General features: G+C 64.0%; 22 protein-coding genes. 11 read left to right on the top strand and 11 right to left on the bottom strand.

The genetic code is table 11. The features are described from left to right. Positions 1-2: 2 nt before the first annotated feature. The 3 genes from NKH01_RS08350 to NKH01_RS08360 all read right to left on the bottom strand — a co-directional run bounded on the left by NKH01_RS08350 (position 3) and on the right by NKH01_RS08360 (position 2,404). Positions 3-563, bottom strand: coding sequence for a TIGR02281 family clan AA aspartic protease (locus tag NKH01_RS08350; RefSeq protein WP_023719011.1), 561 nt, complete (start codon positions 561-563; stop codon positions 3-5). Positions 564-663: 100 nt separating this feature from the next. Continuing rightward, positions 664-1,293 carry a uracil phosphoribosyltransferase gene (gene upp / locus NKH01_RS08355; protein ID WP_023675320.1) on the bottom strand — a complete coding sequence of 210 codons (630 nt, stop codon included), beginning with the start codon at positions 1,291-1,293 and terminating at the stop codon, positions 664-666. A 136-nt stretch (positions 1,294-1,429) separates the two neighbouring features. Further along, positions 1,430-2,404, bottom strand: a complete 975-nt coding sequence (locus NKH01_RS08360) for an adenosine deaminase (protein WP_352856933.1) — start codon at positions 2,402-2,404, stop codon at positions 1,430-1,432. Positions 2,405-2,572: 168 nt separating this feature from the next. On the opposite strand from NKH01_RS08360, the gene ubiE reads away from it, so the two are divergent. The 3 genes from ubiE (at position 2,573) to coaBC (ending at position 6,524) form a co-directional block, all read left to right on the top strand. Beyond that, positions 2,573-3,349, top strand: a complete 777-nt coding sequence (ubiE, locus tag NKH01_RS08365; protein ID WP_352484649.1) for a bifunctional demethylmenaquinone methyltransferase/2-methoxy-6-polyprenyl-1,4-benzoquinol methylase UbiE — start codon at positions 2,573-2,575, stop codon at positions 3,347-3,349. Positions 3,350-3,419: 70 nt separating this feature from the next. Further along, positions 3,420-4,994 (top strand): 2-polyprenylphenol 6-hydroxylase, encoded by a 1,575-nt coding sequence (gene ubiB, locus NKH01_RS08370; RefSeq protein ID WP_023719014.1) that lies wholly within the window; start codon positions 3,420-3,422, stop codon positions 4,992-4,994. A gap of 66 nt (positions 4,995-5,060) precedes the next feature. Beyond that, positions 5,061-6,524: a bifunctional phosphopantothenoylcysteine decarboxylase/phosphopantothenate--cysteine ligase CoaBC gene (gene coaBC, locus NKH01_RS08375; RefSeq protein WP_352845525.1), complete on the top strand. Its 1,464-nt coding sequence runs from the start codon at positions 5,061-5,063 to the stop codon at positions 6,522-6,524. An 18-nt stretch (positions 6,525-6,542) separates the two neighbouring features. On the opposite strand, the gene NKH01_RS08380 is transcribed toward coaBC, so the two are convergent. The 6 genes from NKH01_RS08380 to NKH01_RS08405 form a co-directional block, all read right to left on the bottom strand. Beyond that, complete coding sequence (locus tag NKH01_RS08380; RefSeq protein ID WP_502912612.1) at positions 6,543-8,042, bottom strand: MFS transporter; 1,500 nt, start codon at positions 8,040-8,042, stop codon at positions 6,543-6,545. 373 nt (positions 8,043-8,415) lie between these two features. Next, complete coding sequence (locus NKH01_RS08385) at positions 8,416-8,889, bottom strand: DUF992 domain-containing protein (protein WP_023719019.1); 474 nt, start codon at positions 8,887-8,889, stop codon at positions 8,416-8,418. Positions 8,890-9,025: 136 nt separating this feature from the next. After that, positions 9,026-9,871: a tetratricopeptide repeat protein gene (locus tag NKH01_RS08390; RefSeq protein WP_353019911.1), complete on the bottom strand. Its 846-nt coding sequence runs from the start codon at positions 9,869-9,871 to the stop codon at positions 9,026-9,028. A gap of 161 nt (positions 9,872-10,032) precedes the next feature. After that, complete coding sequence (rpsU, locus tag NKH01_RS08395; RefSeq protein WP_023675331.1) at positions 10,033-10,305, bottom strand: 30S ribosomal protein S21; 273 nt, start codon at positions 10,303-10,305, stop codon at positions 10,033-10,035. A gap of 265 nt (positions 10,306-10,570) precedes the next feature. Further along, complete coding sequence (locus NKH01_RS08400; RefSeq protein WP_352494679.1) at positions 10,571-10,969, bottom strand: SET domain-containing protein; 399 nt, start codon at positions 10,967-10,969, stop codon at positions 10,571-10,573. A gap of 109 nt (positions 10,970-11,078) precedes the next feature. Next, a complete protein-coding gene (locus tag NKH01_RS08405) occupies positions 11,079-11,837 on the bottom strand; it encodes an SDR family oxidoreductase (protein WP_352494680.1) in 759 nt (252 codons plus the stop codon). 194 nt (positions 11,838-12,031) lie between these two features. Here NKH01_RS08405 and NKH01_RS08410 point away from each other — a divergent pair, with 194 nt between their 5' ends. The 7 genes from NKH01_RS08410 (at position 12,032) to NKH01_RS08440 (ending at position 18,720) form a co-directional block, all read left to right on the top strand. Further along, entirely contained in the window at positions 12,032-12,772 is a 741-nt protein-coding gene (locus NKH01_RS08410) for a hypothetical protein (RefSeq protein ID WP_353019912.1), read from the top strand. Positions 12,773-12,900: 128 nt separating this feature from the next. Next, positions 12,901-14,154: a sarcosine oxidase subunit beta gene (locus NKH01_RS08415; RefSeq protein WP_353019913.1), complete on the top strand. Its 1,254-nt coding sequence runs from the start codon at positions 12,901-12,903 to the stop codon at positions 14,152-14,154. Beyond that, entirely contained in the window at positions 14,154-14,576 is a 423-nt protein-coding gene (locus NKH01_RS08420; protein WP_023719024.1) for a hypothetical protein, read from the top strand. The genes NKH01_RS08415 and NKH01_RS08420 overlap by 1 nt, the downstream gene beginning before the upstream one ends. 8 nt (positions 14,577-14,584) lie before the next feature. Beyond that, positions 14,585-14,881 carry a sarcosine oxidase subunit delta gene (locus NKH01_RS08425; protein WP_023719025.1) on the top strand — a complete coding sequence of 99 codons (297 nt, stop codon included), beginning with the start codon at positions 14,585-14,587 and terminating at the stop codon, positions 14,879-14,881. Beyond that, positions 14,878-17,871: a sarcosine oxidase subunit alpha gene (locus tag NKH01_RS08430; protein ID WP_353019914.1), complete on the top strand. Its 2,994-nt coding sequence runs from the start codon at positions 14,878-14,880 to the stop codon at positions 17,869-17,871. Before NKH01_RS08425 ends, NKH01_RS08430 begins: the two co-directional genes overlap by 4 nt. After that, positions 17,864-18,442 (top strand): sarcosine oxidase subunit gamma, encoded by a 579-nt coding sequence (locus tag NKH01_RS08435; protein ID WP_352845533.1) that lies wholly within the window; start codon positions 17,864-17,866, stop codon positions 18,440-18,442. Before NKH01_RS08430 ends, NKH01_RS08435 begins: the two co-directional genes overlap by 8 nt. Before the next feature lie 53 nt (positions 18,443-18,495). After that, positions 18,496-18,720, top strand: coding sequence for a hypothetical protein (locus NKH01_RS08440; RefSeq protein WP_352845535.1), 225 nt, complete (start codon positions 18,496-18,498; stop codon positions 18,718-18,720). A 99-nt stretch (positions 18,721-18,819) separates the two neighbouring features. Here NKH01_RS08440 and NKH01_RS08445 read toward each other — a convergent pair whose 3' ends face one another. Then, entirely contained in the window at positions 18,820-19,059 is a 240-nt protein-coding gene (locus tag NKH01_RS08445; protein ID WP_352845537.1) for a DUF680 domain-containing protein, read from the bottom strand. A 185-nt stretch (positions 19,060-19,244) separates the two neighbouring features. Further along, entirely contained in the window at positions 19,245-19,886 is a 642-nt protein-coding gene (locus NKH01_RS08450) for a TetR/AcrR family transcriptional regulator (protein WP_352845538.1), read from the bottom strand. A 191-nt stretch (positions 19,887-20,077) separates the two neighbouring features. On the opposite strand from NKH01_RS08450, the gene NKH01_RS08455 reads away from it, so the two are divergent. After that, complete coding sequence (locus NKH01_RS08455) at positions 20,078-20,779, top strand: hypothetical protein (protein ID WP_353019915.1); 702 nt, start codon at positions 20,078-20,080, stop codon at positions 20,777-20,779. Positions 20,780-20,781 lie beyond the last annotated feature (2 nt).

Here is a 20,781-nt window from a genome sequence, read left to right on the forward strand (position 1 = left end):
AGTCACTGAACCAGCAGCAGCGTGCCGTCTTCGACCTGGTATTTTTCGAGCCGCTGCAGAAAGCTCATGCCGATCAGGTTGGTGTGCAGCGCCCTGTCGTCGAGCACGACGGCCTCGACGCCCTCAACGGTGATCCTGCCGATCTGCAGGCGGTCGATCGTCACCACGGCGGCCTTGATCGCACCATTGGCGGTGTTGACCTGATGGCTGAAATCCGTCGAATTGAGCGAGATGCCGATCCTGCGCGCAGTCGAGCTGTTGATGGCGACGAGCGTCGCACCGGTATCGATCATGCCTTCGATCTGGCGGCCGTTCAACTTGAAGACCGACATGAAATGCCCGCGCGCGTCCGCGGTGACGACGACCTTGCGGCCGAGCGGCTGCGGCGTCGCCGGCCTGTCCGGGACGGCGGCGAGGTTCAGGTCGGTTTGGGTGTCGGCCGGCTTGGCTCCGATGGCGGATTTCAACAGCCGCTCGATCGTCTGTGGATTCGACTGATAGACGATCGGCAGCGATGCCGACGTTCCGGCAAACACGCCAAGGATGAGAAGCTTGCGCAGCATGGACCGGCCTTTGTGGTTGCCGATCCTTAGTCCGACAAGGTGTTTGCCGCTTTAACGAATGCGGAAACCAGCCGTTTGCGTAAACAATCGGTAAACGGACCTATTTGGTGCCGTACATACGGTCGCCGGCATCGCCGAGGCCGGGCATGATGTAGCCCTTCTCGTTGAGTTGGCGGTCGATGGAAGCGGTGAAGACCGGAACATCGGGATGCGCCTGGGTAAAACGCTCGAGGCCCTCTGGTGCCGCCAACAGGCAGAGGAAGCGGATGTTGGTGGCGCCGCGGCCTTTCAGCTTGTCGATCGCCGCGATCGCCGAATTGGCGGTCGCCAGCATCGGATCGACGACGATCACCAGCCGGTCGGCGAGGTCGCCCGGCGCCTTGAAGAAATATTCGACCGCTTCCAGCGTCTCATGGTCGCGGTAGAGGCCGATATGGGCGACACGCGCCGCCGGCACCAGATCGAGCAGGCCTTCGAGCAAGCCGTTGCCGGCGCGCAGCACGGAGGCGAAGACGAGTTTCTTGCCCTCCAGCGTCGGCGCCTCCATCGTCTCGATCGGCGTCTCGATCGTCGTCGTGGTCAGTTCGAGGTTGCGGGTGACCTCATAGCCGAGCAGTAGCGAGATCTCGCGCAGCAGCCGCCGGAACCCGGCCGTCGAGGTTTCCTTCTTGCGCATGATGGTCAGCTTGTGCTGGACAAGCGGATGGTCGACGACGGTGACGCCCTTCATGGTGTTCTCCGAACTGCGCAGGTGAATAGTGAATGGTGAATGGTGAATAGTGAATAGTGAACTGGTTTGCGAGTCCTTGGTTGCGCGGAAGAACTCGCGGTTGACCGACCGAAGCGCCAGGTTCGCAATTCAGCATTCACCTGCCCTTGGCGCCGAGCCTGCCCAGCAGCGCCGCCCTGGTCTTCCTGTCGACGAAAGCTGCCTCGATGGCCGTCCTGGTGACGGCGGTGAGCGCCTTGTCGTCCATCGCAAAATGCTCGGCGGCGATGTCGTATTCGCGCTTCAGCGAGGTCCAGAAATAGGGCGGGTCGTCGGAGTTGAGCGTCACCTTGCAGCCCGCTGCCCTTAATGCGGGAAATGGGTGGTCGGCGAAACTGTCGAAGACCTTGAGCGCGATGTTGGAGCCAGGGCAGCATTCGAGCACGACGCCTTCGTCGGCGATGCGCCGCACGAGATCGGGGTTCTCGATGGCGCGCACGCCGTGGCCGATGCGAGACGGGCGGATGTGGTCGAGTGCCGCCTCGACGCTCTCCCAGCCCATCAATTCGCCGGCATGCACGGTAATGCCGAGGCCGGCCTCGCGGGCGATCTCGAAGGCCCTGACATAATCTTCCAGATCGCCAATCCGCTCGTCGCCGGCGACGCCGAAGCCGGTGACCAGCGGATGCCCGCTGCGGGCGGCGAAACGCGCAGCCCGCTCGATCGATTCGACACCGAAATTGCGCACGCCGGTGACGATCATGCGGCCTTCGATGCCGGTCTTCGCCTTGGCGCGGGCCATGCCTTCGCCGAGCGCGTCGGTATAGGCCTTCGGCGACAGCCCGGCCTTGCTGGCATGGTCCGGCGAGGTGAAAACCTCGGAATAGATGGCGCCGTCGCGGGCGAGGCTGGTCAGGTAGTGATCGGCCAGCCGCGCATAATCTTCTTCGGTGCGGAACAGGTCGGAGGAGAAGTCGTAGGCGGCGAGGAAGGAGGTGAAATCGTGCCAGGCGAAGGAGCCGTCCCGGATGTAGGGCGAGGCATCCCTGCCGTATTTCTCGGCCTGGCGGAGGACGAGTTCAGGCGCCGCTGCCCCTTCGATGTGGCAGTGCAGTTCTGCTTTCAAAGGCATTCAATTATCCCGTCAGGCCTTTTTCTTATGACGCAGGTTCTGGTCGGAAAACCGTGCGACGCTTTTCCGGAACCTGCTTCGAAGCGCGGCCGAACACCGCGCCTTAAACAATAGCGCCCGCACCATCGATCGGCTATGGTCCCGCCGATTTTATGGCGGATCAAAACGATGTCGGTTGAAAGAACCACGGCTGCGGGCGGCATGGAAACCTCCTATGGTTTCAAGCGGGTAGGGCCAGGCGACAAGCAGCCCCTGGTCAATGATGTTTTCCACAAGGTGGCGAACCGGTACGACCTGATGAACGACCTGATGTCGGCCGGGTTGCATCGGTTGTGGAAGGACGCCATGGTCGCCTGGCTCAATCCACCGAAGCGGCCGGGCTGGCGCGTTCTCGACGTTGCCGGCGGCACCGGCGACGTCGCCTTCCGCATCGTCGAGGCGAGCGCCAGGCACGCCCATGCAACGGTTCTCGACATCAACGGCTCGATGCTCGCCGTCGGCCGCGACCGAGCCGAGAAAAAGGGCCTGTCGGCAAATACCGATTTCGTCGAGGCCAATGCCGAGGAACTGCCTTTTGCCGACGCTACTTTCGATGCCTACACCATTGCTTTCGGCATCCGCAACGTGCCGCGCATCGATGTGGCGCTTGCCGAAGCCTATCGCGCGCTGAAGCCTGGCGGGCGCTTTCTCTGCCTTGAATTTTCCGAGGTCGAGATGCCGCTGCTCGACAAGGTCTATGAGGCATGGTCGTTCAACGCCATCCCGCGGATCGGCAAGGCGGTGACCGGCGACGGCGAGCCCTACTCCTATCTGGTCGAATCGATCCGCAAATTTCCCAACCAGCAGAATTTCGCGGCGATGATCTCGCGCGCGGGCTTCGAGCGCGCCTCATTCCGCAACTATTCCGGCGGCATCGCCGCGCTTCATTCGGGCTGGAAGCTTTGAGGCTGGCCCGCATTTTCATAGCCCGACGTGCCTTTCGCCAGTTCAGGAAACCGGCAAGGCAAAGCCAGCCATGAGCAGCATAGGCGCTGGTTTCAGGCTCGTGCGGGCCGGCTGGGTGCTGGTCCGCGAGGGTGTCATCGCGGCGTTGCCCGGCGACGAACTCTTCGGCCTGCCGAAATTCGGCTGGCGCATGGCCCGGCTGTTCACCCGTCGCCGCGCGCTTGCCTACGAGCGCGGCGACCGGCTGGCCAAGGCGGTCGTGCGGCTCGGCCCATCCTACGTCAAGCTCGGCCAGTTCCTGGCGACGCGGCCGGACGTCGTCGGCAACGACATAGCGCTCGATCTCGCCATGCTGCAGGACAAGATGCAGACATTTCCGAAGGCCGAAGCCATAGCGGCAATAGAGGCCTCGCTCGGACGCAAGGTCGGCGAGCTCTATGCCAGTTTTGGCGAGGCCGTCGCCGCCGCCTCGATCGCCCAGGTCCATACCGCCGAAACCCTGCAGGACGGCGTCGTTACCCGGGTGGCGGTGAAGGTCATCCGGCCGGGCGTGCGCCGCCGCTTCTTTCGCGATCTCGAGAGCTATTTCCTCGCCGCCCGGCTGCAGGAAAAATATATCCCGTCGTCGCGCCGGCTGCGGCCGGTCGAGGTGACGGAGACGCTGGCCCAGACCACCAAGATCGAAATGGATTTGAGGCTGGAGGCGGCGGCTTTTTCGGAACTCGGCGAGAACACCAAGGACGATCCCGGCTTTCGCGTGCCGTCGGTCGACTGGGAGCGCACCGGCCGCGACGTGCTGACCATGGAATGGGTCGACGGCATCAAGTTGAACGATATTGCCGGCCTCGCCGCCGCCGGCCACGACCTGAAGGCGATTGCCGCCAACCTGGTCCAGTCGTTCCTGCGCCATACGCTGCGTGACGGTTTCTTCCATGCCGACATGCATCCGGGCAACCTCTTCGTCGAGGCCGATGGCACCATCGTCGCCGTCGATCTCGGCATTGCCGGCCGGCTCGGCAGGAAGGAGCGCCGCTTCCTCGCCGAAATCCTCTACGGCTTCATCACGCGCGATTACCAGCGCGTCGCCGAGGTGCATTTCGAGGCTGGCTACGTGCCGCGCCAGCACAATGTCGCAGCTTTCGCCCAGGCGATCCGGGCGATCGGTGAACCGATCCACGGCCAGCCGGCCGAGACCATCTCGATGGCCAAGCTGCTGACGCTGCTGTTCGAGGTGACCGAGCTCTTCGACATGGCGACGCGATCCGAGCTGGTGCTGCTGCAGAAGACCATGGTCGTTGTCGAGGGCGTCGCCCGCACCCTCGACCCGGCCTTCAACATGTGGAAGACGTCGGAACCTGTGGTCAGCGGCTGGATTGCCCGCAATCTCGGCCCGCGCGCTTTGCTGGCCGATGCGCGCGACGGCGCCAACGCGCTGCTGGCGCTGGCCCGCCAGGCGCCGGACCTCGCCGCCCGCACCGAGCGGCTGTCGCGCGAGATCGACCTGATGGCCGAACACGGCCTGCGCTTCGACGAAAGGACCGCGCACGCGATCGGCAAGGCCGAGGCGCGCTACACCCGCTCCGGCCGGCTGGCGCTGTGGGTAATCGCATTGACGCTGGTGTACATCGCCTGGAAGCTGCTTTAGCGGCTTGTTCCCGATTGATCGCATTGATATCATTGCTTGCAGCGATCTCGGGCAAAGTGCAATCACATGGCCAGCATCACCATCCGCAACCTTGATCACGAGGTCAAGGATATGCTGCGCCGATTGGCTGCGGAGAATGGCCGGTCGATGGAAGACCAGGCGCGGGTCATGATCCGCGCAGCGGTCGAAGGTCAACTCGGTTCGTCCGGCCGCATCGACCAGATCGAGAAAACGTTGCGCGAACTGACAAGCTTGCAGAATCCTGCAGCTCCGGTGGTCGCGGTCCCCAGCCAAGTCGCGCGAGGTGTCCTCTCCGGCAAGCGCATCCTGCTGATCATCGGCGGCGGTATCGCCGCCTACAAGGCGCTCGACCTGATCCGCCGGCTGCGCGAGCGCGGTGCTTCGGTGCGCGTGGTGATGACCGCCGCGGCGCAGCAATTCGTCACCACGCTGTCGGCCGGAGCGTTGTCCGCCCATCATGTCTTCACCGAGCTGTTCGACCGGCAGGACGAGCACGACATCGGCCACATCCGGCTTTCGCGCGAGGCCGACCTTGTGGTCGTGGCGCCGGCCACCGCCGACCTGATGGCAAAGCTCGCCAACGGCCACGCCAACGACCTTGCCTCGACGGTGCTCATCGCAACCGACAAGCAGGTTTTGATGGCTCCGGCTATGAACCCGAAAATGTGGACGCACCCGGCGGTCCGGCGCAACCGCTCGATGCTGGGTAAGGACGGCGTCGCATTCGTCGGCCCGGCGAAGGGCGAGATGGCCGAAAGCAACGAGGCGGGCGAGGGCCGCATGGCCGAGCCGCTGGAGATCGTCGCCGCGATCGAGGCGCTGCTCGACAGTCGGCCAAAGCCGCTGGCGGGCAGGAAGATCATTGTCACTTCCGGGCCGACGCATGAACCGATTGACCCGGTCCGCTACATCGCCAACCGTTCGTCGGGCAAGCAGGGCCATGCCATCGCGGCGGCGCTGGCCAGGCTCGGCGCCGACGTGCGTCTCGTCTCCGGTCCGGTCGGCATTGCCGATCCGGCCGGCGTCGCCACGCTGCATGTCGAAACGGCCGTCGAGATGAAGGATGCGGTCGAACAGCTGCTGCCGGCCGACGCGGCAGTGTTCGTCGCGGCTGTCGCCGACTGGCGCACTCAAAGTTCGGCCGGGGAAAAGATCAAGAAGGTGGCGGGCGAGGGGCCGCCGGCGCTGCAGATGGTGGAAAATCCCGATATTCTTGCCGGTGTCGGGCATCACAAAAGGCGGCCGATGCTGGTGGTCGGTTTCGCCGCGGAGACGCAGGACCTGGTCAGGAATGCCGAGGCCAAGCTTGCGAAAAAGGGTGCCGATCTTATCGTCGCCAATGATGTCTCGCATGAAGATGGTTCCCCGGGCGTGATGGGCGGCGACCGCAACAAGGTGCGGATCGTCTCGAAGGCCGGCGTCGAGGAATGGCCGGAGATGAGCAAGGAAGAGGTGGCGACGCGGCTCGCGGCACTGATCGCCGGCCGGCTGAAGACGGTCGTGGTTTAGCGATCTCCCCTCGGGTGTTTAGCCGATCTCACCTCTCGTGAGGGAGATTGGCAGCTTCGCCAGCCGCGCGTCGTCGCTCGCGCCCGAAATCCGCAAGGCGGCAAGGCATCCCAGGATGCCGAGCGGGATGAAGGCGAGGAACAGCCAGGCGGCGACATTTGCCGCGGCCTCGCGGTTCAGGCCTTCGGAAAAGCCGCTGGCGTTGGCGACGATGCCGGTCAGTGCCGCACCCACGGCATAGCCGATGCGCTGCATGGTCGGCACGGCGGCCGAGGCGATCGTCTGCTCGCCTTCCTTGGCCGATGCCACGATGACACGCGTGACAAACGGCCAGGCGATGCCGAAACCGCCGCCTTGCAGCAAGGCACAAAGCAGGATCAACGGGATCGAGCCCGCCGGCACCGTATAGGCGAAACCCGCGACGCCCGTGGCGATCATCAGCGCCCCGCCGACGATGATCAGCCGCTCGCGCTCCGGCGGGGCATTGGCGACGAGGATCGACAGGATCGACCAGGCGATCGATTCGGCGGCGATGATGTAGCCGGTGGTGAGGATCGGAATGTCGTGCAGGCTGGTCAGGAGCAGTGGCCCGTAGACCGCAAACGAGCAGGTCGCCACCGAAAACGCCGCGACCATGGTCATGCCCGCGCCGACCGGCGAGCGCCATGAAAACAGCCGCGACGGGAACAGCCGCGAGCGCGGCTTCAGCGCGTCGATATAGACGAACAGCGCCAGGCCGATCATGCCGAGGGTGAGCAGCAGCGACGAGCGCAGCAGGGCGATGTCGACGCCGGCGGTGGCGATCAGCACGACGCTGACGGCAAGACAGCCAAGTGCCGCAAACGGGAAGGGCGGCGCCGACCCGCCGGTCGCCTGCGGCCTTGTTGCTTTAGGTGTATCGAGCACGAGGAAGCTTGCCAGCGCCATGGCCGTGCCGCCGAGGGGGAAGGCGCCGAAGGCCCAGCGCCAGGACAGCAATTCGGTCATGACCGCGCCGAGCACCGGCCCGCTGAAGGCGGCGACGCCCCAGATCGCCGACATAACGCCGAAAAGCTGCGGCCAGATCGCGCGAGCAAACAGCCGCTCGACCGAGACGAAGGCCAGCGACACCAGCGCGCCACCGCCAAGCCCTTCGATCAGGCGGCCGGAGAGGAACAGCGGCATCGACGGCGCGGTGGCGCAGACCAGCGCGCCGGCGGCATAGAGCAGGGCGGCGGCCGTCATGTTGGTGCGCAGCGCGACATAGCTCACCAGCCGTCCGGCGGCCGCACCGGCAACGATGGCGCCGAGCTCGTAGATCGCCAGCGACCAGCCGACCAGCTGCACGCCGGCGAGCTCGCCGACCATGGCCGGCATGACCGTTGCCACCATGGTTTCGTTGGTGGCGTGCAACAGGATGCCGAGGCTGATGAAGCAGAAGCGCGCCAGATCGCCGCTCGCCCACAGCGCGCGCCAATCGACCCTGTTTGTGCTTGTTTTGGTCAAGTCCACCCCCGAATTCCTGCCGAGCCAGAGCATCTTTGCCACTTCAGGCGCGATGCGCGCCTTGTTCGCGTGCGGTTTGTAAAACCTCAACCGCGGTTGAGCTCAAGCGGTTTTTTGATCGCCGTTAGCGCGGCGGATGCCAAAGATCATGCGGCGCGAGACAGTCACGAGATGTCGAGATCTTAGTCAGGCCGAAGATGTAAGCAATATTGGATCGCCGCAATCTTCGGTCACGGTAACGGCATGGATCCTAGGATCCATGCCGTGATCTTCGAGCGCTGCAACTTTGAACATCAGGGCGGCCCATCCTCTGCGGAGCGGGCCTGCCGGAATCCATGAGCTTTCGGCAGCTATTCGCAGGCCGACACCTACGCTGCCCGGCTGCTCGGGGAGCCATGCTACGCCGCTATTTGAACGAATGGATCAAGTCCAGCGAAGTGACGGCGACCGCCAGATTGACGCCGGTCTGCGCCTGGACACTGAGCGGCTGCAGCGAAAAGGCGCTGCCGAGGCCGCCGACCAGAAGATTGGCGCCGCCACCGGTGACCACGCTCGCCTCGGCATTCACGCCATAGTAGCTGCCGGCAAGGTCGCCTTCATCGTGGTTGCGGGTTGCTGCCAGAACCGCCCATGCCAGTTGGCCCTGATGCGTCCGGCCGACGTCGACGCCGAGCTTGGAAATTACCCCGGTATAGACTTCGGGTGGGCCGCCACGATGCGGACGAAAGACACAGGAAACACCCTTGTTGGAGGTGACCAGATAGGCCGTGCCACCGTCGATGGTGCAGTCGAGCACGCCGAGCTGGAGCTTGCCGGCGCTGGCGGGAGCGGCAACGACGGTCGTGGCGAGTGCGGCGGCACAGGCAAGTTGCTTGATCATGGGAGGGTCCTTTCCAAATGGCTTTGAACAACGGCTGACCACGCCGAGCGTTCCGCCGAAAACTTGGCGCCAGCAAGGCAAGGCTAAACGCAGGGTTGTCGGAGTGCGGAAACGGCGGCCCGATAAACCGGCCCGGTCAGCCGGCGCTGGTGCGGGCCAGACCGTCCTTGGCCGGTTGGTAGTTCGGATTGAGGTGCACTGCCTCGCGGTAGGACTTCGCGGCCCTGACCTTGTCGCCGCGCCGCTCGTAGATCAGCGCCTGGTTGGACCAGGCCTCGGCGTTCTTGCCGTCGAGCTTGATGGCCATGTTGAAGTCGGCGAAGGCATTGTCCTCGTCGTTCATGGCAAGGTAGGAGAGGCCGCGTCCGTTGTAAGGCTCGGAAGCATCCGGCGCCAGCGAAATGGCGGTCGAGAAATCCTCGATGGCAAAGGCGTGCTGGCCCTGGCTCTGGTAGATCAGGCCGCGATTGTGATAGGCGCGCGCGTCGGTCGTGTCGAGCTGGATCGCTTTCTGGAAATCGTTGAACGCCTCCTGGACCCGGCCTGCCTTGCGGTAGAGATTGCCGCGGCCGATATAGGCGGCGTCGTAGTTGGAATTGATCTGGATCGAGCGGTTGTAGTCGGCAAGCGCGCTTGCCTGATCACCGAGGAAGCGCTGGATGAGCGCCCGGTTGGAATAGGCCTGGTAGAAATTCGGATTGAGCTGGATGGCGGTGTTGAAGTCCTTCAGCGCCGCCTGGTACTGGCCGCCGCGGCCATAGGCCGAGCCGCGCACATTGTAGGCTTCCGGATCCTGGGGGTTGCGCTGGATCACCGCCGACAGCGAGGAAATGTTCTCGGTCGAGGCTTGCGCCTTGTCGATGTTGTTGAACTCGCCGGTCGGAACGCTCTGGCAGCCGGCAAGCGCCAACCCGGAGAGCAGGGCTGCCGTCAGGGCGAGGCCGCGCCACGCGGTTCTGCGCTCTACGGTGATTGCGTCCATGTCTGCCCTGTCCTTACTGCGCCGTCTGGTCCGTTCCCCCTCCGAACCGGCATCTCTCCCAACCGGTTCTCTCGAACCGGGTCGAAATCACAACAAAAAGGTGGCGGCGATTCCGCATCGCGCCACCTTGGATATCCTTGGAAAAGGACGAAAAATTGACGTCAGAACCGCGGCGGACGCGGAGCACCGGCGCCGGCAGCACCGGCCGCGACCGGACGTGGCGTCATCGGCAGAAGGCCTTCGCGCTGGGCGCGTTTGCGGGCCAGCTTGCGGGCGCGGCGCACGGCTTCCGCCTTTTCACGGGCGCGCTTCTCGGAAGGCTTCTCGTAATGTCCGCGCATCTTCATTTCGCGGAAGATGCCTTCACGCTGCATCTTTTTCTTGAGCGCGCGAAGCGCCTGATCAACATTGTTGTCGCGGACGAGTACCTGCACGTGCAATCCTGTCTTTCGGTTTGAAATCAACAGGCAAGCGGCCATAGCCGCAAGCCTCCGCGGCGCGTTACACCACGAATTGGGGCGGCTGATAGCAGAATCAAGGGGCGCTGTCCACAGCCGATTGAGAGGCGGTGCCGATCCCGAAACGAAAAACCCGCCTCGGCGGCGGGTCTCTGGTGTGAATCATCACCATAGGCAATTTAGTAGCATAGCTGCCGGCACAAAGCAAGAACAAAATTCGCCTTGGGCCAGATAGGCGCCGCTATGCCGTGGCCAGGGCCGTGGCCAGGTGGAGCTGCTCGAAACCCTCGAAGAACTCGCCGTAGTCGCAGGTTATCTCCTCGCCGGCGGCGATATCGCGGGTCGCGGTGGCCCCGCCATATTGCGAAAAATCGGTGTTTGGCTTGTCGGCATGGTTCATGAAGCGGCCATTGTCGACCTCATAGACCATGAAGCCCGGCCGGTCCGGGCTGGGATAGGCATATCTGTCGAGCAATTCCTTGAGGTGCGGCGGCGCCGTCTCGTATTTTTCCCTCGGGATCAGCCGGTCGAAGTCCGGATCGAGCCGCCAGATCTGCGCGCCTTTCCGGATCGGCTCGGCGGCAAACACACCGACGCCTTCGATTGCGCTTGCAGCGATATAGGTCCTGATCAGCAACATGTTTCCAACCCGTCTTCGAGGAGAAGACGGAATCGTCAAATCGCCGAAAAAATCAAGGGCCGGTTCGCGACATTTCGGCTGGCGGGCATGCGTTGCGCCCTCCGAACCCTCACGTCCGGGTGATCGAGACGCCGCCGTCGGCGAACAGCGCCGCGCCGGTGGTGAAGCTCGATGCGTCGGACGCCAGGTAGAGCGCCGAGCGGGCGATCTCCTCAGGCTCGGCGACGCGCTTCAAGGCATGCAGGTTTTCGACGAAGGCTCGCGATTCAGGTGTCTTGAACGTCGCCGAAGGCGTGTCGGTGCCGCCCGGCAGCAGCGCGTTGACTCGAATGCCCTTGGCGCCATATTCGGCGGCCAGCACCTGCGTCAACCCGATCAGTCCGGCCTTGCTTGCGGCATAGCTGGTCATGCCCGGCATGCCGACGGTGTGGCCGACGAAGGTGGAGGTGAAGATCAGCGAGCCGCCGCCGCGATCGATCATCGCCGGCACCTGGTATTTCGCGCCGAGAAAGGCGCTGGTCAGATTGGTATCGAGCGTCTCGCGCCAGCCCTCCAGCGACAGCTCCGAAACCGGCCCCATCCTACCGACCGAGCCGGCATTGTTGAAGGCGATGTCGAGCCCGCCGAATTTCCCGACCGCCAGGTCGACGAGGGCTTTTGCGTAGGCTTCGTCGCGGACATCGCCGGCAAGAGCGACGGCGGTGCCGTCGGCGTCTTCGATTTCGGCAACCAGCGCATCGAGCTCCGCCTGGCGGCGGGCTGCGACGACCACCTTGGCGCCTTCCTCCGCAAACACCTTGGCCGTGGCGCGGCCGATGCCGGAGCTGGCGCCGGTGACGATGGCAACTTTGTTGGCAAGTGCGAACATTTTTGCATCCTTTTTCGCGCCGGCCCTTGCCGGCAATCGGGATCCTTGGTCGCAAATCAGGGCGGCGCGAGCCACCCGATACCTGCGCTGTTTTCAACAGCGCTTCTTGACGCCCGCTGGCCACCAAGCTACGGGTCCTCATCCAAAATCGCGGGTGGACGCGCCACCCATTTGCAATGACCCCCCAAGACATGATGAGCAAGTTGCTGGAGCCCGGCTACGAGGGCGACGGCGAATTGGCGAATGCGCTTCGTTCGGAATTCCTCAAGGGTTTTCCGCTCGAAAACCTGCGGCAATTGTTGGTGTCCAGCAATGTCCAGACCCAGGCCGCGGCCGTCTTTATAACGGTCGAAACGGTCTTTAGGTTGGGCTTCGAGCTGAATTGTGTAGTGGCGGAAATAGCCAACCTGCTCGACAGCAAAAGTTCAACGATACGCTTCGATGCGATCCAAACGCTCAGAAGTTGTACCACACCTGCAGATGGCGCCTTTCTAGGTCGCGTGATGCTGCGACTGGATGATGAGCATGCGGGCGTTCGGTGGTCCGTCGTCAAGTTCATCTGCTTTGCGCAGCGCTGGCAGTTGCGGCTCGGGGTGGAAAATGCCGCCGCACTGCGTCCAGACTCTGCTTTCGCGATGCTGGTTAACGCTTACGGCAGGTATTTCATGCCGAGCGCCAAGGACCTGCGGCGACTGCTCGAGGATCCGGATGCGGTGTTGCGGCGCTTTGCAGCGGCAGTGGCTATCAGGCCACGCGACGTGATCATCGAGCGCTTCGTGGCCATGGCGGAGCAGTCGGACGACGCGGAAGTTCGTAAAATCGCCAGCGATTGCCGTGAAGGTTATTTGCGGCCGACCTATGCAATCGGGCCGTCCATCTTCAAGCGTGCTTCGTCTGAAACGTCAAAAGGCGAAACTCAGAACAGCGGCCGTTGAAGGCACGGCGCAAAACGGCAAGCGCCGTCGCAAACAGTGCAAGGCTGGCAGTGCGGTTTCGCTAGTGATACAGCTCGCGCGCCGGGGTTGGCTGATCTGCCCGGCCGCCATTTGCGAGGCCTGCAACGTTGAAGAAATACTCGGTATTCGCTATCGCCCGCGAGGCCATGCGCGGCCACAAGGGCTGGGAGGAACAGTGGTCCTCGCCGGAGCCGAAGAAGGAGTATGACGTCGTCATCGTCGGCGCCGGCGGCCACGGCCTGGCCACAGCCTATTACCTCGCCACCGTGCATGGCATCACCAACGTCGCGGTATTGGAAAAAGGCTGGCTCGGCGGCGGCAATACCGGCCGCAATACCACCATCATCCGCTCGAACTATCTCTATGACGAGAGCGCCGGCATCTACGACCATGCGCTGAAGCTGTGGGACGGGCTCAGCCAGGAACTCAACTACAACGTCATGTATTCGCCGCGCGGCGTCATGATGCTCGCCCATAACATCCACGACATTCAGGTCCTGAAGCGCCACGTCCATGCTAACCGTCTGAACGGCATCGACAATGAATGGCTGACGCCGGAGCAGGCTAAGGAATTCTGTCCGCCACTCAACATTTCGCGCGATGCGCGCTATCCCGTGATGGGGGCTGCCCTGCAGCGCCGTGGCGGCACGGCGCGCCACGATGCGGTCGCCTGGGGCTATGCGCGCGGCGCCTCGGCGCGCGGCGTCCACATCATCCAGAATTGCGAGGTCACCGGCATCAAACGCGCGCCGAACGGCGCGGTTGCCGGTGTCGAGACGACGCGCGGCTTCATTGGCGCCAGGAAGGTCGGCGTGGTCGCCGCCGGCCACTCCTCGGTGATCATGAACATGGCCGGCGTGCGCATGCCGCTGGAAAGCTATCCGCTGCAGGCGCTGGTGTCGGAGCCGGTCAAGCCGGTGGTGCCTTGCGTGGTGATGTCGAACACGGTGCATGCCTATATCTCGCAATCCGACAAGGGCGAGCTGGTCATCGGCGCCGGCACCGACCAATATGTCTCCTATTCGCAGACCGGCGGGCTGCACATCCTGCAGCACACGCTCGACGCGATCTGCGAGATGTTCCCGATCTTCACCCGCATGAAGATGCTGCGCTCATGGGGCGGCATTGTCGACGTGACGCCGGACCGTTCGCCGATCCTGGCCAAGACGCCGGTGCCCGGCCTCTACGTCAATTGCGGCTGGGGCACGGGCGGCTTCAAGGCGACGCCGGGTTCGGGCCACGTCTTTGCCCATACGATCGCCAGGGACGATCCGCACCCGATCAACGCACCCTTCACCATCGAGCGCTTCCGCACCGGCCGCCTCATCGACGAGGCGGCGGCGGCGGCGGTGGCGCACTGATGATGACCGAGATGGCCGTCGCCATGCCGCTGATGCTCGCCGGCGAGCAAGGCCTGTTTCATTTTCCGTCACCGGACGAGGTGCGCACGCAGCCGATCAGTCGCGCCGGGAACGAGGCCGACTGGCCGTTTTCCATCGATGACGGCATGCTGACCTGCGTCTGGAGCGGCGGGCGAAAGATCGTCTTCTTCTTCGAGGCCCGTCCTTCCGATCTGGATCCGGACGAGCCTTTCCAGCCGCGCGGCGTCATCGTCACCACCGATCCAATCCAACTGACCATCGGCAACATGGCCAATCGCGCTCTGTTTCGCCCTGCGGCAAGCATCGAGGAGCGCATCCGGCTCGTCGCGCCTTTCGTCACGATGGGTCAGAGGCTTTGCGACCAACCTGCCGGCGCTCGCGTCGGCCACGGCGAACTGTAGGACCAACCATGCTTCTCATCCGCTGCCCCTATTGCGAGGAAGAGCGTCCCGAGCTCGAATTCCGCAACGCCGGTGAGGCGCATATTGCGCGTTCCCCAAACATCGCCGGCGAGAGCGACGACGACTTCGAAAAGTTCTTCTTCATCCGCTCCAATCCCAAGGGGATCATCTATGAGCGGTGGCGGCACATGCATGGCTGCGCGCGGTTCTTCAACGCCGTGCGCGACACCGTCAGCGACAGGTTCCTGATGACCTACAAGGCCGGCGAGCCAAAGCCGGCGAAGCTGCCGGGAGCCGCCAAATGAGCGCGACGTTCCGCATTGCCGGCGCCGGGCGGCTCAAGCAGGCAAAGATAGCTGGCTTCAGCTTCGACGGCCGCCCCTATACCGGCATCGAGGGCGACACGCTGGCCTCGGCGCTGCTTGCCAATGGCGTCCATCTCGTCGGCCGCTCGTTCAAATACCACCGGCCGCGCGGCTTCCTGTCGGCCGGCGCCGAAGAGCCGAACGCGCTGGTCGAGATCAAGCGCGACGCGGCACGCAAGACGCCGAACGTCCGCGCCACGGTACAGGAACTCTATGACGGGCTGACGGCACAGTCGCAGAACCGCTGGCCGTCGCTCGCCTTCGACATCGGTGCGGTCAGCAGCATCGCCTCGCCGATGCTTTCGGCCGGCTTCTACTACAAGACCTTCATGTGGCCGAAGGCTGCGTGGAAGAACCTCTACGAGCCTAAGATCCGGGCCGCGGCCGGTCTCGGCGTCGCCCCCGACCAGCCGGATCCCGACCATTATTCGGCGCGCTTCGCCCATTGCGAGGTGCTGGTGCTTGGCGGTGGTGCGGCGGGTATTGCCGCGGCATTGGCTGCCGCCGAAACCGGCGTGCGCGTCATCCTTGCCGACGAGCAGGCGGAATTCGGCGGCAGCCTTCGCTTCGAGAGCGGGGCGAAGATCGAAGGCCAGGACGGCTTTTCCTGGGCGCAATCCGCTCTCGCCAAGTTGAGCGCGATGGACAATGTCCGCGTACTGCCGCGCACCACGGCCTTCGGCTATTACGCGCAGAATTTCGTCGGACTGGTTGAGCGCGTCAGCGACCATCTGCAGAGCCCCGGCCGCGACCTGCCGCGCGAGCGGCTGTGGCAGGTTCGCGCCAAACGCGTGGTGTTGGCGACCGGCGCCATCGAGCGCCACATGGTGTTTGCCGACAACGACCGTCCCGGCGTCATGCTGGCGTCGGCGGCGCGCACCTATCTCAACCATTACGGCGTCGCGGTCGGCAGGAATATCGGCGTCTATACGGCGAACGATTCCGCCTATGCGGCGGCGATCGACCTGAAGAAGGCCGGCATCAACGTGGCGGCGATCGTCGATCTGCGCGACAATCCGACCGGGCCGGTGATCGACGAGGCGAGGGCGCTCGGCATCGAGATCAATTTCGGCCGCGCGGTGATCCGCGCCGGCGGCAAATTGCGCGTGTCGTCGATGACCGTGCAACCGAAGAATGGCGGCGGCGAGCGCACCATGCCGGTCGACGCAATCCTGATGTCGGCCGGCTGGACGCCGTCGGTGCATCTGTTCTCGCAATCGCGCGGCAAGGTTGCCTTCAACGACGAGACCAAGCGCTTCGTGCCCGGCATTTATGCACAGGATTGCGTCTCGGTCGGCGCCTGCAACGGCACGGACGGGCTGTCGGCGACCATCGACGAGGCCTATGCAGCGGGCGTCAAGGCGGCCAAGGAAGCCGGCAGCAAGCCAGCCAAGGGCACCAAGCCGAAAGTCGATGCCGGCGAGAGCTGGTCGCGCGGCATGCTGGGTGCGGCGCCCGGCGCCGGGGCAGAAACGACGGTAAAGGCGTTCGTCGACTTCCAGAACGACGTCACCGCCAAGGACATCCGCCAGGCGGTGCATGAGGGCATGCGCTCGATCGAGCACGTCAAGCGCTTCACCACCAACGGCATGGCGACCGACCAGGGCAAGACCTCCAACATGCACGGCCTGGCGATTGCCGCCGAGACGTTGGGCAAGCCGATCCCGCAGGTCGGGCTGACGACGTTCCGTGCGCCCTATACGCCGGTGACGTTCGGCTCGATCGTCGGGCACGCGCGGGGTCCCCTGTTCGACCCGACCCGCAAGACGGCGATCCATCCCTGGGCAGAGCGTCAAGGCGCGATGTTCGAGGATGTCGGCCAGTGGAAGCGCGCCTGGTATTTCCCGAAGCCGGGCGAGGACATACATGCGGCCGTCGACCGCGAATGCGTCACGGTGCGCAAGACGGCCGGCCTGTTCGACGCGTCAACGCTGGGCAAGATCGAGGTGGTCGGGCCGGATGCGGCCAAATTCATGGAACTGCTCTACACCAATCCATGGGAGAAGCTCGAGCCCGGCCGCTGCCGCTACGGCATCATGCTGCGCGAGGACGGTTTCATCTATGACGATGGCGTGGTGGGAAGACTCGCTGCGGACCGTTTCCACGTGACGACGACGACCGGCGGCGCGCCGCGCGTCATGAACCATATGGAGGACTATCTCCAAACCGAGTTCCCGCATCTCAACGTCTGGCTGACCTCGATCACCGAGCAGTGGGCGGTCATTGCCGTGCAGGGGCCGAAGTCTCGCGACATCATCGCACCGCTGGTCGAGGGCATCGACATGTCGGATGAGGCGCTGCCGCATATGTCGGTGCGCGAAGGCCGGATCTGCGGCGTACCGACCAGGCTGTTTCGCATGTCGTTCAGCGGCGAGCGCGGCTTCGAGGTCAATGTGCCGGCCGATTACGGCGAGGCGGTCTGGGAAGCGCTATGGGCCGAGGGCCAGAAGCATGGCGCCTGTGCCTACGGCACCGAGTCGATGCATGTGCTGCGCGCCGAAAAGGGCTACATCATCGTCGGCCAGGATACCGACGGCACAGTGACGCCGAACGACGCCGGGCTCGACTGGGCGGTCGGCAAGAAGAAGGCCGACTTCGTCGGCATTCGCGGCATGGCGCGGCCGGATCTGGTCGCCAAGGGCCGCAAGCAGCTTGTCGGCCTGAAGACCAGGGATGCCAAGGTGGTGCTGGAGGAGGGAGCGCAGATCGTCGCGGACCCGAAGCAGGCAATCCCGATGAAGATGATCGGCCATGTCACGTCGAGCTATTGGTCGCAAAATTGCGGCCGCTCGATCGCACTGGGGCTGGTTGCCGGCGGCCGCGATTGCATAGGCAAGACGCTCTATGTACCGATGCCGAACGGGGTGATTGAGGTGGAGGTTACCGGTATGGTGTTCTTCGACGAGAAGGGGGAGCGCCTCAATGGCTAAGGCCGCTGTGAAAACCGCCGTCGCCGGGCCGTCGGTCGAACGCCGTCCGGCTCTCGCCGGCCAGTCGCTTTCCGCCACCGCCGTCACACTTGCCGTGCTGCCGCCGGCCGAACGCATATCGCTGCGCGCGCCGGACGCCTCGATCGCGGCACTTTCGAAAGCACTCGGGGTCGCCCTGCCGCAAAGGCCGAAAACCTCGGCGGCAAAGGTTGGACGCACCGCCTTGTGGCTCGGGCCGGACGAATGGCTGGTCATCGATGAGAGCGGCAAAGATCCACTCGCCGATTGCGCCAAGATTTCCGCGCTGCATTCGGCGGTTGGCATCTCGCACCGCAATGTCGCGATATCGGTCACCGGTCCGGCGGCCGCGGCGACGATCAATGCCGGCTGCCCGCAGGATCTGTCGCTCGACGCCTTTCCGGTCGGGGCGGCGTCGCGCACCATTCTTGGCAAGGTCGAGATCGTGCTGTTGCGCACGGCGGCCGACGCGTTCCGCGTCGAATGCTGGCGTTCCTTCTCCGACTATGTCTTTACTTTTCTGTCGGAGGCAGCGCGCGACGCGGCAGCATAGCAATGTTCGCCGCGCCCGGCCGCTCTGCGACAGCGAGCCGAGGGAGAATGCAAATGCCGTCGAACTCCGCGCCGAAGTCGCCGGCCAAGACGCCGGCCGTGCGCTCTTTCGAACACGAGCAGCGCACTGAGACGGATATTGAAGAGGAACTCGAGGAAGGCCTCGAGGATACATTCCCGGCCAGCGATCCGGTGTCGATCACCGGAACGGCCATTCCTGGCGCGCCGGCAAGACCCGGCAAGGCGAAGAGGGTGGCGGGACAGAAGCGTAAGAAGTGATCTGCACGGCGCGATAAGCAGGGCTGAGGCCGGCAAGATGGGCGGGCGGAAATTCCTGCCGCCCTTTCGGTTCATCGCCGCATATTATCGCCGGTCGGCTCAGAAGCTGCTGGGCACGATCCACGGGTCGATGCCGATGCCGAGCCTCGGGCCCTTGCTGCCGGCCTTGTGGGTCGCGGCATCGGCGTTTTCAAGCGATCCGGTCGGCGCGCAATCGAGCTTCACATCGGTCTTGGTGTCGATGCAGGCCGCTTCTTGCTTGGCTGGCTGACTGCTGCCGGCAAATGCCGCGCCAGAGAGCGCCAGCAGGGCGGCGAGCGTGAGAATTGCCTTCTTCATGATCTGTCTCCGGTTCCAGCATTCGTACATGTACGGTATTGCGTACAGATACGCCCAGGACTGAGGGAGTTCAAGCAAAAATCGTACGCGTACGGAGAAATTAGGCGCAGGAATTGCCGAACGCTCGGCACCGGAGCGCGGATCGTTCGGAGAAAGATTCTACAGATCGGGAGGAACGCCGCTCCTCAGCAGTTGACCGGCGGGCCGAGCGGCGCAATCTCGTGCGCGGCGATGGCTTCGAGCATGATGTCGCCGATCCGTGTGATGAATGTCGTCTGGTCGCCGAACGGATAGAACGGGAAGGTGATCAGCAGCGAGATGGCGCCGTGGCCGACCGCCCACAGCATGGTGGCGATGGCGCGCGGATCGCCCTTGAGCCTGCCGGCGGCAACGCAGGCCTCGACCCTCTCGATCAGCACTTTCATCGCCGGATTGCCGCTCTGCATTTCGGCGAACGTCTTGCCGGCCGGCGGCCTGACTTTTTCGGTCATGAAGACGGTGCGGTATTCGTTGGGATTCTCGAGCCCGAAGGCGGCATATTCGACCAGCACCGCCTTGAGCGCCTCGATCGGGTCGTCGGCCGTATGATTTGCGATGCGCCTGGCCAGGGTCTCGAAGGCGTTTTCGGCCAACGCGAACAGGATGTCCTGCTTGTCGGCGAAATAGGAATAGACCGACATCGGCGCATAGCCGACGCGCTTGGCGAGCTTGCGGATGGTGAGGCCGTCATAGCCTTCTTCCTGGACAAGCTTGTGCGCGGCGTCGACAAGTTCGGAACGCAGTTCGGCCTTCTGTTTTTCGCGGCGCTCCTGGACGCTTAGCTGCAATTGTTCGACTGCCTTATGACTGATGGCTGGATGCAGCATATATACGCTGTACGGCGTCGGACAAGGGTGGCACGAAGCAGAAGTTCGACGTCACAAAACGATGTAACCCGGCAATAAAGCCGGCAACATCGGACTGTTACAGACAAAGGCTAATTCGCGGCTCTGCAAGAATTGTGATCTGGGAGGCCAACATGGCCCCGACTGAGCTTTCGTCCGGCGTGCCGGACGTGAACCCGCTTTCCCATCGCGCCAGGATGGCGCTCAGGCGCGTCGTCATGGTTGCATGGCTGGCGATCGCGCTTGGCTTCGCCATGGAGGCTCTCATTCTGACCGTCAGATTTGCGGCAGGTTCCTACCCGGCGACGACGCTGATCCTGATCGAACTGGCGCAAGGCGTGACCTGGTCGTTCTTCGTCTGCGCCGGCGTCAGCCTCGGCACGGCCCTCGCTAAAGTGCGAGCCTCGCTCGGCGGCTTAATCAGCGCGATCTCGGCACCGCTGGCCATGGGCATCGCCAAGGGGACGCAAAAGGTCATGGTCAGCGCGCTCGACGCGGCGGCAAAGCCGGCCGTTCTCTCGCTCACTACGCTGGGTGTCCTGCGCGCCATCGAATACGGGCTGCTCGGCTGGATACTGGCATCGCTGGCGTCGAAGGAAGAACCCCGTCCGCTCCATTTCGCGCTGGCAGGCGCCCTGATAGGCGCGGTATTCGGTGGCGGCATCACGGTGCTGACGATTGAGACGGCCGCGGCGAACGACGCTGCTCTGGCACTGCCACAGGCTATCGCAACCGGCCTCAACGAGATCGTGTTCCCAATCGGTTGCTCACTGGTCGTCTACATTGCGCTGCAGGTCAGCCGCCACATGAAGTACGTCGCGGCCGAAGCCAAATAGAT

This window comes from Mesorhizobium sp. M1403 (assembly GCF_040317695.1).
Taxonomy (GTDB): Bacteria; Pseudomonadota; Alphaproteobacteria; order Rhizobiales; family Rhizobiaceae; genus Mesorhizobium.